Origin of the sequence: Nonomuraea sp. NPDC050478 (assembly GCF_044458265.1) — a bacterium.
GTDB classification, from domain to species: domain Bacteria; phylum Actinomycetota; class Actinomycetes; order Streptosporangiales; family Streptosporangiaceae; genus Nonomuraea; species Nonomuraea ferruginea.
The window spans coordinates 13,378-25,965 of record NZ_JBITHT010000014.1 but is presented as its reverse complement, the minus strand read 5'-3'; the positions used below and the strand labels follow the sequence as shown (position 1 = coordinate 25,965).

General features: G+C 65.7%; 24 protein-coding genes. All 24 read right to left on the bottom strand.

Features of this window, described 5'->3' with window-relative positions; genetic code table 11:
- Positions 1 to 54: 54 nt before the first annotated feature.
- The 24 genes from rpmJ to rplB all read right to left on the bottom strand — a co-directional run bounded on the left by rpmJ (position 55) and on the right by rplB (position 12,555).
- The gene (gene rpmJ / locus ACIBF7_RS43410; protein ID WP_003956441.1) at positions 55 to 168 is read right to left on the bottom strand and encodes a 50S ribosomal protein L36; all 114 of its coding nucleotides are present in this window, start codon (positions 166 to 168) and stop codon (positions 55 to 57) included.
- A 23-nt stretch (positions 169 to 191) separates the two neighbouring features.
- Positions 192 to 413 (bottom strand): translation initiation factor IF-1, encoded by a 222-nt coding sequence (gene infA / locus ACIBF7_RS43405; RefSeq protein ID WP_012887858.1) that lies wholly within the window; start codon positions 411 to 413, stop codon positions 192 to 194.
- Positions 414 to 723: 310 nt separating this feature from the next.
- Entirely contained in the window at positions 724 to 1,137 is a 414-nt protein-coding gene (locus ACIBF7_RS43400; RefSeq protein WP_397199752.1) for a hypothetical protein, read from the bottom strand.
- A 109-nt stretch (positions 1,138 to 1,246) separates the two neighbouring features.
- Positions 1,247 to 1,672, bottom strand: coding sequence for a DUF1707 domain-containing protein (locus ACIBF7_RS43395; RefSeq protein WP_219545098.1), 426 nt, complete (start codon positions 1,670 to 1,672; stop codon positions 1,247 to 1,249).
- A 20-nt stretch (positions 1,673 to 1,692) separates the two neighbouring features.
- Entirely contained in the window at positions 1,693 to 2,496 is an 804-nt protein-coding gene (map, locus tag ACIBF7_RS43390; protein WP_148036794.1) for a type I methionyl aminopeptidase, read from the bottom strand.
- 109 nt (positions 2,497 to 2,605) lie between these two features.
- On the bottom strand, positions 2,606 to 3,256 hold the full coding sequence (locus ACIBF7_RS43385; RefSeq protein WP_148036793.1) for an adenylate kinase: 651 nt from the start codon (positions 3,254 to 3,256) through the stop codon (positions 2,606 to 2,608).
- Positions 3,256 to 4,566 carry a preprotein translocase subunit SecY gene (secY, locus tag ACIBF7_RS43380; RefSeq protein WP_148036792.1) on the bottom strand — a complete coding sequence of 437 codons (1,311 nt, stop codon included), beginning with the start codon at positions 4,564 to 4,566 and terminating at the stop codon, positions 3,256 to 3,258. The genes ACIBF7_RS43385 and secY overlap by 1 nt, the downstream gene beginning before the upstream one ends.
- Positions 4,567 to 4,733: 167 nt before the next feature.
- Positions 4,734 to 5,189, bottom strand: a complete 456-nt coding sequence (gene rplO / locus ACIBF7_RS43375) for a 50S ribosomal protein L15 (protein WP_148036791.1) — start codon at positions 5,187 to 5,189, stop codon at positions 4,734 to 4,736.
- A gap of 2 nt (positions 5,190 to 5,191) precedes the next feature.
- Complete coding sequence (gene rpmD, locus ACIBF7_RS43370; RefSeq protein ID WP_080043226.1) at positions 5,192 to 5,374, bottom strand: 50S ribosomal protein L30; 183 nt, start codon at positions 5,372 to 5,374, stop codon at positions 5,192 to 5,194.
- A gap of 2 nt (positions 5,375 to 5,376) precedes the next feature.
- Entirely contained in the window at positions 5,377 to 6,006 is a 630-nt protein-coding gene (gene rpsE, locus ACIBF7_RS43365; RefSeq protein ID WP_132509678.1) for a 30S ribosomal protein S5, read from the bottom strand.
- Between the two features lie 25 nt (positions 6,007 to 6,031).
- A complete protein-coding gene (gene rplR, locus ACIBF7_RS43360; RefSeq protein WP_148036790.1) occupies positions 6,032 to 6,415 on the bottom strand; it encodes a 50S ribosomal protein L18 in 384 nt (127 codons plus the stop codon).
- A gap of 2 nt (positions 6,416 to 6,417) precedes the next feature.
- Entirely contained in the window at positions 6,418 to 6,960 is a 543-nt protein-coding gene (rplF, locus tag ACIBF7_RS43355) for a 50S ribosomal protein L6 (protein WP_148036789.1), read from the bottom strand.
- A 16-nt stretch (positions 6,961 to 6,976) separates the two neighbouring features.
- Entirely contained in the window at positions 6,977 to 7,375 is a 399-nt protein-coding gene (gene rpsH / locus ACIBF7_RS43350; RefSeq protein ID WP_148036788.1) for a 30S ribosomal protein S8, read from the bottom strand.
- Between the two features lie 186 nt (positions 7,376 to 7,561).
- Positions 7,562 to 7,747 carry a type Z 30S ribosomal protein S14 gene (locus tag ACIBF7_RS43345; RefSeq protein ID WP_132337023.1) on the bottom strand — a complete coding sequence of 62 codons (186 nt, stop codon included), beginning with the start codon at positions 7,745 to 7,747 and terminating at the stop codon, positions 7,562 to 7,564.
- A 5-nt stretch (positions 7,748 to 7,752) separates the two neighbouring features.
- Complete coding sequence (gene rplE, locus ACIBF7_RS43340; RefSeq protein WP_148036787.1) at positions 7,753 to 8,328, bottom strand: 50S ribosomal protein L5; 576 nt, start codon at positions 8,326 to 8,328, stop codon at positions 7,753 to 7,755.
- Positions 8,328 to 8,627: a 50S ribosomal protein L24 gene (gene rplX / locus ACIBF7_RS43335; RefSeq protein WP_219545196.1), complete on the bottom strand. Its 300-nt coding sequence runs from the start codon at positions 8,625 to 8,627 to the stop codon at positions 8,328 to 8,330. Before rplX ends, rplE begins: the two co-directional genes overlap by 1 nt.
- 8 nt (positions 8,628 to 8,635) lie before the next feature.
- A complete protein-coding gene (rplN, locus tag ACIBF7_RS43330) occupies positions 8,636 to 9,007 on the bottom strand; it encodes a 50S ribosomal protein L14 (protein ID WP_148036785.1) in 372 nt (123 codons plus the stop codon).
- A 258-nt stretch (positions 9,008 to 9,265) separates the two neighbouring features.
- Entirely contained in the window at positions 9,266 to 9,565 is a 300-nt protein-coding gene (gene rpsQ / locus ACIBF7_RS43325) for a 30S ribosomal protein S17 (RefSeq protein WP_148036784.1), read from the bottom strand.
- Positions 9,558 to 9,794: a 50S ribosomal protein L29 gene (gene rpmC / locus ACIBF7_RS43320; protein WP_080047279.1), complete on the bottom strand. Its 237-nt coding sequence runs from the start codon at positions 9,792 to 9,794 to the stop codon at positions 9,558 to 9,560. The genes rpsQ and rpmC overlap by 8 nt, the downstream gene beginning before the upstream one ends.
- A complete protein-coding gene (rplP, locus tag ACIBF7_RS43315; RefSeq protein ID WP_148036783.1) occupies positions 9,794 to 10,213 on the bottom strand; it encodes a 50S ribosomal protein L16 in 420 nt (139 codons plus the stop codon). The genes rpmC and rplP overlap by 1 nt, the downstream gene beginning before the upstream one ends.
- A 2-nt stretch (positions 10,214 to 10,215) precedes the next feature.
- Entirely contained in the window at positions 10,216 to 11,049 is an 834-nt protein-coding gene (gene rpsC / locus ACIBF7_RS43310; protein WP_148036782.1) for a 30S ribosomal protein S3, read from the bottom strand.
- The gene (gene rplV, locus ACIBF7_RS43305) at positions 11,049 to 11,402 is read right to left on the bottom strand and encodes a 50S ribosomal protein L22 (protein WP_148036781.1); all 354 of its coding nucleotides are present in this window, start codon (positions 11,400 to 11,402) and stop codon (positions 11,049 to 11,051) included. The genes rpsC and rplV overlap by 1 nt, the downstream gene beginning before the upstream one ends.
- Positions 11,403 to 11,431: 29 nt before the next feature.
- Positions 11,432 to 11,710, bottom strand: a complete 279-nt coding sequence (rpsS, locus tag ACIBF7_RS43300) for a 30S ribosomal protein S19 (protein WP_030451498.1) — start codon at positions 11,708 to 11,710, stop codon at positions 11,432 to 11,434.
- 11 nt (positions 11,711 to 11,721) lie between these two features.
- Entirely contained in the window at positions 11,722 to 12,555 is an 834-nt protein-coding gene (gene rplB, locus ACIBF7_RS43295; RefSeq protein ID WP_148036780.1) for a 50S ribosomal protein L2, read from the bottom strand.
- Positions 12,556 to 12,588: the final 33 nt, after the last annotated feature.

The window sequence follows — 12,588 nt, the reverse complement described above, 5'->3', positions numbered from 1 at the left end:
CATGCGTCGAGCCCGCACCCTGATCGGGGCGGACTCGGAGAAGCCTTGCGGCGACTAGCCCTGGCGCTGCTTGTGGCGCAGGTTGTCGCAGATCACCATGACGCGACCGTGCCGGCGAATAACCTTGCACTTGTCGCAGATCTTCTTGACGCTCGGCTTTACCTTCATTGTCCTTTATGTCCTCAGACGTCTTATTTGTATCGGTAGACGATCCGCCCACGACTGAGGTCATAGGGGCTCAGTTCCACGACTACCCGGTCGTCCGGCAGAATCCGGATGTAGTGCATCCGCATCCGTCCGCTGATGTGGGCCAGGACCTTATGGCCGTTGTCGAGCTGCACCCGGAACATGGCGTTCGGGAGCGACTCAACCACAGTGCCCTCGATCTCGATGGCGCCGTCTTTCTTGGCCAAAATCCCTCGCGTTTCACTGATCGATCGTCTGAGGCTCCGGTTCACTAGCAGCCGCGACCTCACGCTTCGGAGAGAGCGGCGACCGGCAAGGGCCGCCGACGCGTGACAGTCTTAGTGAGCCGACAAAGAAGTGTACGGCACCATGGCGGAAAACGCGAAAACGCGTGCCAGATGTCCCGACACAACCAGTGGCCAGTCTACCCGACCCTCCTACCGCCTCGGGCCGTCTTCCTCCCGCGCGCCCGTACGTGATGACCTCCGGCACGACGGAAGGCCCGCCGGAGAGCGGCGGGCCTTCCTGGGCTCACGGTCAGTAGATGCGGTGCACCGCGCCGCAGTACTTGGTGGGGCCGCCCCAGCAGGTGTAGGTGTAGAGCTTCTTGATGTCCCGCTTGCTCCAGATGTGCTTGTGGGAGCCGTTCCAGCGGTAGAAGTGCTTGCCGATCTTGCCGCTCTTGTACTCGTAGCGGAACCAGACGTAGCCGTGCTTGGACGTGGACTCCTTGCCGTACCACTTCGTGTGGACCTTGCCGCCCGACTTCCAGGTCTGGCCGTAGGTGTAGGCCTTCCTGTTGCTGGAGTAGTACTTGCCCCACGTGCCGGCGGTGGCGGAGGCCGCCTGCGTGGTGGCCGGAGCCGAGGCCGCCTGGGCGGCGGGAGCGAGGGCGAGACCGGTGAGGGCCATCGAACCGGCGAGAGCGGCTGCCGCAAAGATCTTGCGCATTTCATTTCCTCCGTGAGTGGTGTTTCTCGACACCGTTCACGTTAGGAATCCGCGCGGTTTCGTTCTGTGGACGAATACGCAGAGCGCACTAGTGCACAGATGGAGGCGTCTACTTCCGCTGCTTGCCGTCTCCGAAAATCGTGCTCACCAGCAGAATCGCGCCCCAGGGACCCATCACCCACAGCGGCCACGGGTAGACGAAGTCACCCGACGTGACGCTGACGATGAGCCAGATGACCCAGTTGATCGAGCTGGCGGCGGCCCACGCGCTCCAGGCGGCCATCATCCCGGGATGCATGCGGCGCGCGGGCACCTCCTGCTGAGGGATCTTGGCGGGGAGGTTGCGCAGGTCGACGTCGGGCAGGTCGGCGGTCAGCTTGGCCAGGTCGCCGTAGGTCCTGCTCTTGTAGAGCTCCTCCAGCCGCTCGTTGAACTCGTCCATGGTGATGCGGCCCTGTGCGGTGTGCTCGCGCAGCAGGGCTGCCACCCGGTCACGGTCGACGTCGGACGCGCGCATCTCGGGGCTCTGCGCCATTCCCACTCCCGGGCTCGGGTCTACGGCTGCGAAAGGCGCTCTTTGCCCCCATCAAGAGCAGTGAGCACCCAAGGACCATTATGTGTCACCGCGACGCTGTGTTCGAAGTGCGCGGACGGCTTGCCGTCGACGGTCACCACGGTCCAGTCGTCGCCCAGCACGCGGGTGCGCTCCGAACCCAGGTTGACCATGGGCTCGATGGCCAGGCACATGCCGGCCTCCATGACCGGGCCGCGGCCGGCCTTGCCGTGGTTGGCGATCCACGGGTCCATGTGCATCTCGGTGCCGATGCCATGGCCGCCGTACTCAGGCGGGATGCCGAACCTGCCCTGCGACTTGACGTACCGCTCGATCGCGTGGCCGATGTCGGAGAGATGGCGGCCGGGGCTGAGCGTCCTGATGCCGGCCCACATCGCCTCCTCGGTGATGCGGATCAGCTCCAGCAGCTTCGGCTCCACCTCGCCCACCGGGACCGTGACGGCCGAGTCGCCGTGCCAGCCGTCGAGGATGGCGCCGCAGTCGATCGAGATGATGTCGCCCTCGCGCAGCTTGCGCGCCTCGGTGGGGATCCCGTGGACCACCTCGTTGTTCACCGACGCGCAGATCGTCGCGGGGAAGCCCTGGTAGCCCTTGAAGGACGGGATAGCGCCCTCGTCCCTGATCGCCTTCTCGGCGATGACATCCAGGTCGAGCGGGGTCATACCCGGCTCGACCGAACGCTTCAGCAGTTCGAGTGTGCGCCCGACCACCAGGCCGGCAGCGCGCATCTTTTCCAGCTGCTCAGCGGACTTGACCTGAATTCCATGCTTGTTTCGTTTGAACACGTACGGCACCCCCAAGGGCTTCAACGGGCAACATGGGAGCCCAATTCCCCCCACAATAGCCGCGAGGTGACACGGACAACCGTGCCACCTCCGCGAATGGTCTGCGGTGCTACCCCAGGAAAGGACGGATCGCGTCCATGGCTCGCTGGGTGACCTCCTCGACCGGGCCCGTGGCGTCCACGCCGACCAGGATGCCTTCGTCGGCGTAGAAGTTGATCAGCGGAGCGGTCTGCTCCTGATAGACCTCCAGGCGGTGCCTGACGGTCTCCTCTTTGTCGTCGTCACGCTGGAACAGCGTGCCACCGCAGGCATCGCACAAGTCGTCCTGCTTGTCGTCGAACTCCACATGCCAGATGCGCCCGCACTGGCTGCACGTGCGCCGGCCCGCCAGCCGCCTGACCACCTCGTCGTCGTCGACCACGAGCTCCAGCACCAGGTCGAGACCCTGGCCCCAGTCGGCGAGCATCTTCTTGAGAATCTCGGCCTGGGGCACGTTGCGCGGAAAGCCGTCGAGCAGGAACCCGTCCTGCGCGTCGTCCTCCGAGAGGCGGTCACGGACCATGGCGATGGTGACCTCGTCAGGCACCAGGTCGCCACGATCCATGTAGGTTTTGGCGAGTTTGCCGAGCTCCGTGCCCCCGGAGACGTTGGCACGGAAGATGTCACCTGTCGAAATCTTCGGGATGGACAGGTTAGATGCGATGAACTGGGCCTGAGTCCCTTTACCCGCTCCAGGGGGCCCGACTAGAACGAGACGCACTACCGCAGGAAGCCTTCGTAATTACGCTGCTGCAGCTGGCTCTCGATTTGCTTGACCGTGTCCAGACCGACACCAACCATGATCAGAATGGTCGCACCTCCGAACGGGAAGTTCTGGCTCGCTCCGGACACCGCGAGCGCGAAAATCGGGATCATGGAGATCAGACCCAGATAGAGCGCACCGGGGGTGGTCAGACGGTTGAGCACGAAGTTGAGGTACTCGGCCGTAGGCCTCCCCGGACGGATGCCCGGAATGAACCCACCGTACTTCTTCATGTTGTCGGCCACTTCAGTGGGGTTGAAGGTGATGGACACGTAGAAGTAGGTGAAGAACACGATCAGGAGGAAGAACGTCACCATGTAGATCGGCGTGTCGCCGGTGGCGAGGTTCTGCGAGATCCACTGCACGACCGTGTTGGGCTCCTCCGCGTTCGCGAACAGCGAGACGACCAGCTGCGGCAAGTAGAGCAGCGAGGACGCGAAGATGAGCGGGATGATGCCGGCCTGGTTGACCTTCAGCGGGATGTAGGTGGACGTGCCGCCGTACATGCGGCGCCCGACCATCCGCTTGGCGTACTGCACCGGGATGCGGCGCTGCGCCTGCTCGACGAAGACGACCGCGGCGACGATGAACACACCGATCACGAGCACGGCCGCGAAGGTGAACTTGTTCGCCTGGAAGATGTTGGCCATCTCCGACGGGAAGATGGCGACGACCGAGGCGAAGATCAGCACGGACATGCCGTTGCCGACACCGCGGTCGGTGATGAGCTCGCCCAGCCACATGATCACAGACGTGCCCGCGGTCATGATGAGGACCATGGTCACGATCTGGAAGACGTTGTCGGGGTTGATGAGCACGTTCGACTGGCAGTTCGGGAACAGCTGACCGGAGCGGGCCAGGGCGATGAAGGCGGTCGACTGCAGGACACCGAGACCGACGGTCAGGTAACGGGTGTACTGAGTGATCTTCGTCTGGCCTGACTGGCCTTCCTTCTTCAGCGCTTCCAGTCGTGGGATCACGACCACCAGCAGCTGCAGGATGATGCTCGCGGTGATGTACGGCATGATGCCGAGAGCGAACACCGAAAGTTTCAGAAGGGCGCCGCCGCTGAACAGCTGCACCATTCCGTAGATGTTTCCGTTGGCGCCTTCACGGGCCTGGTCGAAGCAGGCCGCCAGATTCTGAACGTGAACGCCCGGAGTCGGAAGAACCGAGCCGAGACGGAACAGCGCGATGATGCCCAGGGTGAAGAGCAACTTCTTGCGCAGGTCCGGCGTCCGGAACGCCCGGGTAAACGCGGTCAGCACGGTCCCTCCTGCGCGCCTATAAGGCGATGTGAGTATGCGATGGAGCGGGGGTCTGCCATCTGAGTCTCAGGTCAATCGAGCAGGACAGAATCCTGCCGTCTCGCGAACTCTAACGCACTACGCGCGTGGGGGCCCATTGTCAGAGCCCCCACGCCTCGTAATTGCTCTTACAGCTCGGTCACGGAGCCACCGGCAGCGGCGATCTTCTCCTTCGCGGTGTTCGAGAAGGCATGCGCCTGCACGTTCACCGCGACCGAGATCTCCCCGGTGCCCAGCACCTTGACCGGCTGGTTCTTGCGGACAGCGCCCTTGGCCACCAGCGCCTCGACGGTGACGTCGCCACCCTCGGGGAACAGCTCACCGAGCTTGTCCAGGTTGACGACCTGGTAGGTCGTCTTGAACAGGGCGTTGGAGAAGCCCTTGAGCTTCGGCAGACGCCTCTGCAGCGGCACCTGACCACCCTCGAAACCGAGGGGGACGGTCGTGCGGGCGCGACTGCCCTTGGTGCCGCGACCGGCGGTCTTGCCCTTCGACGCCTCGCCGCGGCCCTTGCGGGTCTTCGGCTTGTTGGCACCGGGAGCAGGACGCAGGTCGTGAATCTTGAGCGGAGCCTTGTCAGTCATGACTAGTCGACCTCTTCCACCTCGACGAGGTGCGTCACCACGGAGACCATGCCGCGAATCTCGGGCCTGTCCTCCTTGACGACGACGTCGCCGATCCGCTTCAGGCCAAGCGAACGCAGCGAGTCACGCTGGTTCTGCTTGCCACCGATCTTCGAGCGAACCTGAGTGATCTTCAGGCGTGCCACGACTAGCTCACCGCCTTCGCTGCCGCGGCCTCGGCGATACCCTCGCGCTGGGCCTTGAGCATGCGAGCCGGAGCCACGTCCTCGATCGGCAGGCCACGACGGGCGGCGATCTCCTCGGGCCGGGAAAGGCCCTTCAGAGCCGCCACGGTGGCGTGCACGATGTTGATCGGGTTGTCGGAGCCGAGCGACTTCGACAGCACGTCGTGGATGCCGGCGCACTCCAGGACCGCGCGCACCGGGCCACCGGCGATGACGCCGGTACCGGCGGACGCCGGCCGCAGGAAGACGACACCGGCCGCCTCCTCGCCCTGCACCGTGTGCGGGATCGTGCCCTGGATCCGAGGCACCTTGAAGAAGTGCTTCTTCGCCTCTTCGACGCCCTTGGCGATGGCGGCCGGGACTTCCTTGGCCTTGCCATAGCCGACGCCGACCATGCCGTTGCCGTCGCCGACGACGACGAGGGCGGTGAAGCTGAAGCGACGACCACCCTTCACGACCTTGGCCACTCGGTTGATCTTCACTACGCGCTCGATGTACGAGACGCCCTTGTCGGCGGCGCCGCCGCGGCGGTCGTCACGACGGTCCCGCCGCTCGCCACCGGTGCCGCCACCGCGACGCGGAGCTGCAGCCATCAGTGGTTCCTCTTCTCAGTTGCCATCAGAACTCGAGCCCGCCTTCGCGAGCGCTGTCCGCCAGAGCCGCGATGCGGCCGGCGTAGCGGTTGCCACCGCGGTCGAACACGACAGCGGTGATCCCGGCTTCCTTGGCCCGCTGAGCGAGGAGCTCGCCGACCTTCTTCGCCTTCTCGGTCTTGTCCGCCTCCAGCGCACGCAGCGAGGGGTCCATGGTGGACGCGCTCACCAGCGTGTGGCCGACGGTGTCGTCCACGATCTGGACGAACATGTGGCGGGTCGAGCGGTTGACGACCAGGCGCGGACGCTGGGTCGTACCGACGACCTGCTTGCGGACGCGGCGGTGACGGCGGGCCCGCGAGACGGTGCGGGCAGCCGTGTGCTTGCCGAACGCAGTCTTCGGAGCCATGCCTACTTACCAGCCTTTCCGACCTTGCGGCGGATCTGTTCGCCCTGGTAGCGCACGCCCTTGCCCTTGTACGGGTCGGGCTTGCGCAGCTTGCGGATGTTGGCGGCGACCTCGCCGACCTTCTGCTTGTCGATGCCGTCCACGTGGAACAGGGTCGGCTTCTCGACGCGGAAGGTGACGCCCTGGGGGGCGTCCACGATGACCGGGTGGCTGAAGCCCAGCGAGAACTCCAGCTGCGTCGGGCCCTTGGCCTGGACGCGGTAACCGACGCCGACGATCTCCAGGGACTTGGAGTAGCCCTGCGTGACGCCCTGCACCATGTTGGCGATCAGCGTCCGCGACAGCCCGTGCAGTGCGCGGACCTTGTTCTCGTCGTTGGGACGGGAGACCTGGATGGCGCCGTCGTCGTCGCGGCCCACCTTGATGGGCTCCGCGACCGTGTGAGTGAGCGTGCCCTTCGGGCCCTTGACCTGGACATCCTGGCCGTCGATCGTGATGTCTACGCCACTGGGCACAGGGATGGGCAGCCGTCCGATACGTGACATGCTGTGTTCCTCCCCTCTACCAGACGTAGGCGAGGACTTCCCCGCCCACACCACGCTTGCCGGCCTGCTTGTCGGTCATGAGACCGTGGGACGTCGAGATGATCGCGACGCCCAGTCCGCCCAGGACTCGAGGCAGGTTGTCCTTCTTCGCATAGACCCGCAGGCCAGGCTTGGAAACCCGGCGCAGGCCCGCCAGCGAACGCTCACGGCTCGGCCCGAACTTGAGCTCCACCACGAGGTTCTTGCCGACCTTGGCGTCTTCGACGCTCCAGGCCTGGATGTAGCCCTCCTGCTGGAGGATCTCGGCGATGTGCGCCTTGATCTTCGAGTACGGCATCGACACGCTGTCGTGGTAAGCCGAGTTCGCATTACGCAGACGTGTGAGCATGTCTGCGATCGGGTCGGTCATCGTCATGGCCAGTGGCCTTCCTCGCCGCGGTTTCCAGTCGGCCGAGTGTCAGTGGAGTGCACTGCTCTGCCGGTGGACCTTCGGCGTGGTCATGGGAACTCTCGGCGAGAGCTCCCGATTTTGATGTTTACAGATATGCGCGGCGGGCGGTCGCCCGAAGGGGGCGACTCACGCGCCGCCCCCCAAGGGTAACTACCAGCTGGACTTGGTGATGCCAGGCAGCTCGCCCCGGTGGGCCATCTCACGGAAGCACACGCGGCACAGGCCGAACTTCCGGTAGACGGCGCGCGGACGTCCGCAGCGCGAGCAGCGGGTGTAGGCGCGCACCTGGAACTTCGGCTTGCGCCCTGCCTTGGCGATCAGCGACTTCTTCGCCATCTGGATCAGGCCTCCTTGAAGGGGAAGCCGAGAAGCTTGAGCAGCGCCCGGCCCTGGTCGTCGTTCTTCGCGGTGGTCACGACCGTGATGTCCATGCCCCTGGGCCGGTCGACCTTGTCCTGGTCGACCTCGTGGAACATGACCTGCTCGGTCAGGCCGAACGTGTAGTTGCCGTTGCCGTCGAACTGCTTCGGCGACAGGCCGCGGAAGTCCCTGATGCGCGGCAGCGCCAGCGACAGCAGCCGGTCGAGGAACTCCCACATGCGGTCACCGCGGAGAGTGACGTGCGCGCCGATCGGCATGCCCTCGCGCAGCTTGAACTGGGCGATGGACTTGCGGGCCCGGACGACAGCCGGCTTCTGGCCGGTGATCACGGTCAGGTCGCGGACGGCGCCCTCGATCAGCTTCGAGTCGCGGGCCGCCTCGCCGACACCCATGTTGACCTTGATCTTCACCAGGCCGGGGATCTGCATGACGTTCTCGATGCCGAACTCCTCGCGAAGCTTGGCCGCGATCTCCTCGCGGTACTTCGTCTTGAGGCGCGGCGTCGGGCGCTCGGTCTCGGTGGTCGTAGCAGTCATCAGCTGTCCTCACCCGTCTCGTCGGCCTGCTCGGCCTTCTTGTCGGCGGGCTTGTCCTTCGGGCTGTCGTCCTTGAGCTTCTTCACGTTGCTCACGTGGATGGGAGCCTCCATGGTCTGCACGCCGCCAGACTTGGCGCCACGCGGACCCTGGTTGGTCTCCTTGGTGTGCTTCTTGATCATGTTGACGCCCTCGACCACCACGCGGTCCTCGCGCGGGAGCGTGGCGATGATCCGGCCCTTGGCGCCCTTGTCCTTGCCGGCGATGACGGCGACGAGGTCACCCTTCTTCACATGCAGCTTCGGCATTACAGCACCTCCGGAGCGAGCGAGATGATGCGCATGAACTTCTTGTCGCGCAGCTCACGGCCGACCGGGCCGAAGATACGGGTGCCACGAGGGTCGCCGCTGTCCTTGATGATGACGGCGGCGTTCTCGTCGAAGCGGATGTAGGAGCCGTCGGGCCGGCGGCGCTCCTTGGCGGTGCGGACGATGACGGCCCTGACGACATCGCCCTTCTTGACGCCCGTGCTGCCCGGGAGGGCGTCCTTGACAGTGGCGACGATGACGTCGCCGATACCGGCGTAGCGTCGGCCCGAGCCGCCGAGCACACGGATGCAGAGAATCTCCTTGGCACCCGTGTTGTCGGCGACCTTGAGCCGCGACTCCTGCTGGATCACGTTGACTCCTGTTAGTCGCGCCGGTTCTCGGACGGAGGCAAGCCCCCGCCCGAGCCTGGCGGAACCCGATATGGTCTTGGTCCCCCGGCCACGAACCCGCAGGGGCCGCGCCCCGGACCCCCTGAACCCTCAGGTTCAGAAGCCCGGAGCAGCCGCTCCTGGGGCCGCACCGCAGGCGACGCGAGGCCTGACGGCCTCGCGTCCTTGGACGCCGTCATGGGGAGTGACCCCCACGAGGCGCGGTATATCCGAGAAAACCTACTTGGCCTTCTCGAGGATCTCCACGACCCTCCACCGCTTGGTGGCGGAGAGGGGGCGGGTCTCCATCAGAAGCACACGGTCGCCCACGCCGCAGGCGTTGGACTCGTCGTGCGCCTTGTACTTGGTCGTACGGCGGATGACCTTGCCGTACAGGCGGTGCTTGACCCGGTCCTCGACGGCGACGACGACGGTCTTGTCCATCTTGTCGCTGACGACCAGGCCCTCACGGACCTTACGGAAGTTGCGGTCGCGCTCGGCGTCCGTCTCGGTGGTGCCGGTGGTCTCGGTCTCAGCCATCGCTCGTCTCCTTCTCGACCGTGACGATGCCCAGCTCGCGCTCGCGCATCACGGTGTAGATACGGGCGATCTCGCGGCGGACGGCACGCAGCCGCCCGTGGCTCTCCAACTGACCGGTCGCCGCCTGGAAGCGGAGGTTGAACAGTTCCTCCTTCGCCTCCTTCAGCTTCTGGACCAGGGTGTCCTGGTCCTCCACACGCAGCTCTCCGGCGGTCAGGCCCTTAGCCATCACGCCTCACCCACTTCACGCTTAACAATCTTGCACTTCATCGGCAGCTTGTGGATCGCGCGCTGAAGCGCCTCACGCGCGACCGTCTCGCCCACGCCGGACAGCTCGAACATCACGCGTCCGGGCTTGACGTTGGCGATCCACCACTCCGGCGAACCCTTACCGGAACCCATGCGGGTCTCGGCAGGCTTCTTGGTGAGGGGACGGTCGGGGTAGATGTTGATCCACACCTTCCCACCACGGCGGATGTGACGGGTCATGGCGATACGAGCGGACTCGATCTGGCGGTTGGTCACGTAAGAGTGCTCAATCGCCTGAATGCCGTACTCGCCGAACACGACCCTGGTGCCGCCCTTGGCGGCTCCGCTGCGGTCAGGCCGGTGCTGCTTGCGGTGCTTGACCCTGCGCGGGATCAGCATGGTCAGCTCCCTTCAGCACCCGGCTGCGCGGCCGGGCCGGTCTCGGGGGCAGCCTGCGCGGCCGCCTCAGTCCTGGGGGCGCGGTCGCCACGGCCACCGCGACGGGCACCACCGGAACGACGCGGACGGTCGCCGCCGCCCCTGCGGTCGTCCCGCTCGCGGCGCTGACCGGCGCGGGCGCCGGCAGCGGCGGCCTCACGCTCGGCGCGACTGGTCGCCGCCTCACCCTTGTAGATCCACACCTTCACGCCGATCCGGCCGAAGGTGGTACGGGCCTCGTAGAAGCCGTAGTCGATGTCCGCGCGGAGCGTGTGCAGCGGCACCCGGCCCTCGCGGTAGAACTCCGACCTCGACATCTCAGCACCGCCGAGACGGCCCGAGCACTGCACCCGGATGCCCTTGGCTCCGCTCTTCATCGCCGACTGCATGGCCTTGCGCATGGCACGACGGAACGAGACGCGGCTGGACAGCTGCTCGGCCACGCCCTGCGCGACGAGCTGGGCGTCGGTCTCGGGGTTCTTCACCTCGAGGATGTTGAGCTGGACCTGCTTCTTGGTCAGCTTCTCCAGGTCGCCGCGGATGCGGTCGGCCTCCGCGCCGCGGCGGCCGATGACGATGCCCGGACGCGCGGTGTGGATGTCGACCTGGACGCGGTCGGTCGTACGCTCGATCTCCACCTTGGAGATGCCGGCCCGCTCCATGCCCTTCTGCAGCATGCGACGGATCGCCACGTCCTCGGCCACGTACGACTTGTAAAGCTTGTCGGCGTACCACCGGCTCTTGAAGTCGGTCGTGATGCCGAGGCGGAACCCGTGCGGGTTAACCTTCTGGCCCACTATCGGGTCCTTCCCTTCGGCTCGCGGGACTCCACGATCACGGTGATGTGGCTCGTCCGCTTGTTGATCCGATAGGCACGACCCTGAGCACGCGGACGGAACCGCTTCAGCGTCGGGCCCTCGTCGACCCACGCGCGGCTGACGACCAGCGTCTGAGGGTCGAGATCGAAATTGTGCTCCGCGTTCGCCACCGCGCTCGAGAGCACCTTGTAGATCGGCTCGCTCGCCGACTGGGGAGCGAACTGCAGCACGGCCTGCGCCTCCGAAGCGGGCAGCCCGCGAATAAGGTCCACCACGCGGCGGGCCTTCTGGGGCGTGACGCGGACGAACCGCGCCTGAGCCCTGGCTTCCATCGCTTACTCCTCTGACTTCTGAAGGCTGTCTATCGCCGGCTGCGGCGGTCTTCCTTGACGTGGCTGCGGAAGGTCCGCGTCGGGGCGAACTCTCCGAGCTTGTGGCCGATCATCGACTCGGTGACGAACACCGGGACGTGCTTGCGGCCGTCGTGCACGGCGATCGTGTGCCCGAGCATGTCGGGAACGATCATGGAGCGCCGCGACCACGTCTTGATGACGTTCTTGGTGCCCTTCTCGTTCTGCGCGTCCACCTTCTTCTGAAGGTGATCGTCGACGAAAGGACCCTTCTTAAGGCTACGTGGCATTCTGGCTGCTCCTACCGCTTCTTCTTGCTACGCCGGCGAATGATCAGGCGGTCGCTGGCCTTGTTGGGCTGGCGGGTGCGGCCCTCGGGCTTGCCCTTGGGGTTCACCGGGTGGCGACCACCGGAGGTCTTGCCCTCACCACCACCGTGCGGGTGGTCGACGGGGTTCATGGCGACACCGCGGACGGTCGGGCGCTTGCCCTTCCACCGCATGCGGCCGGCCTTGCCCCAGTTGATGTTGGCCTGCTCGGCGTTGCCGACCTGACCCACCGTCGCGCGGCAGCGCACGTCGACCATGCGCATCTCGCCCGAGGGCATACGCAGCGTGGCGTACTGGCCCTCCTTGGCGAGCAGCTGGATCTGCGCGCCGGCGGAGCGGCCGAGCTTGGCGCCGCCGCCCGGACGGAGCTCCACCGCGTGGATGAAAGTACCTGTCGGGATGTTGCGCAGCGGCAGGCAGTTGCCCGGCTTGATGTCGGCCCCGGGGCCGTTCTCGATGCGGTCGCCCTGCTTGAGGCCGGTCGGCGCGATGATGTAGCGCTTCTCGCCGTCGGCGTAGTGCAGCAGCGCGATATTGGCGGTGCGGTTGGGGTCGTACTCGATGTGAGCGACCTTGGCCGGAATGCCGTCCTTGTCATGCCTGCGGAAGTCGATGATCCGGTAGGCGCGCTTGTGACCGCCGCCCTGGTGGCGAGCGGTGACCCGGCCGTGTACGTTACGGCCGCCCTTACCGTGAAGGGGTGCAAGCAGCGACTTCTCGGGCGTGCTGCGGGTGATCTCGGAAAAGTCCGAGACACTCGCCCCGCGGCGACCCGGAGTCGTCGGCTTGTACTTACGGATGCCCATCTTTTTCGTTCATCCTTCGTCGGAATCCAGCTC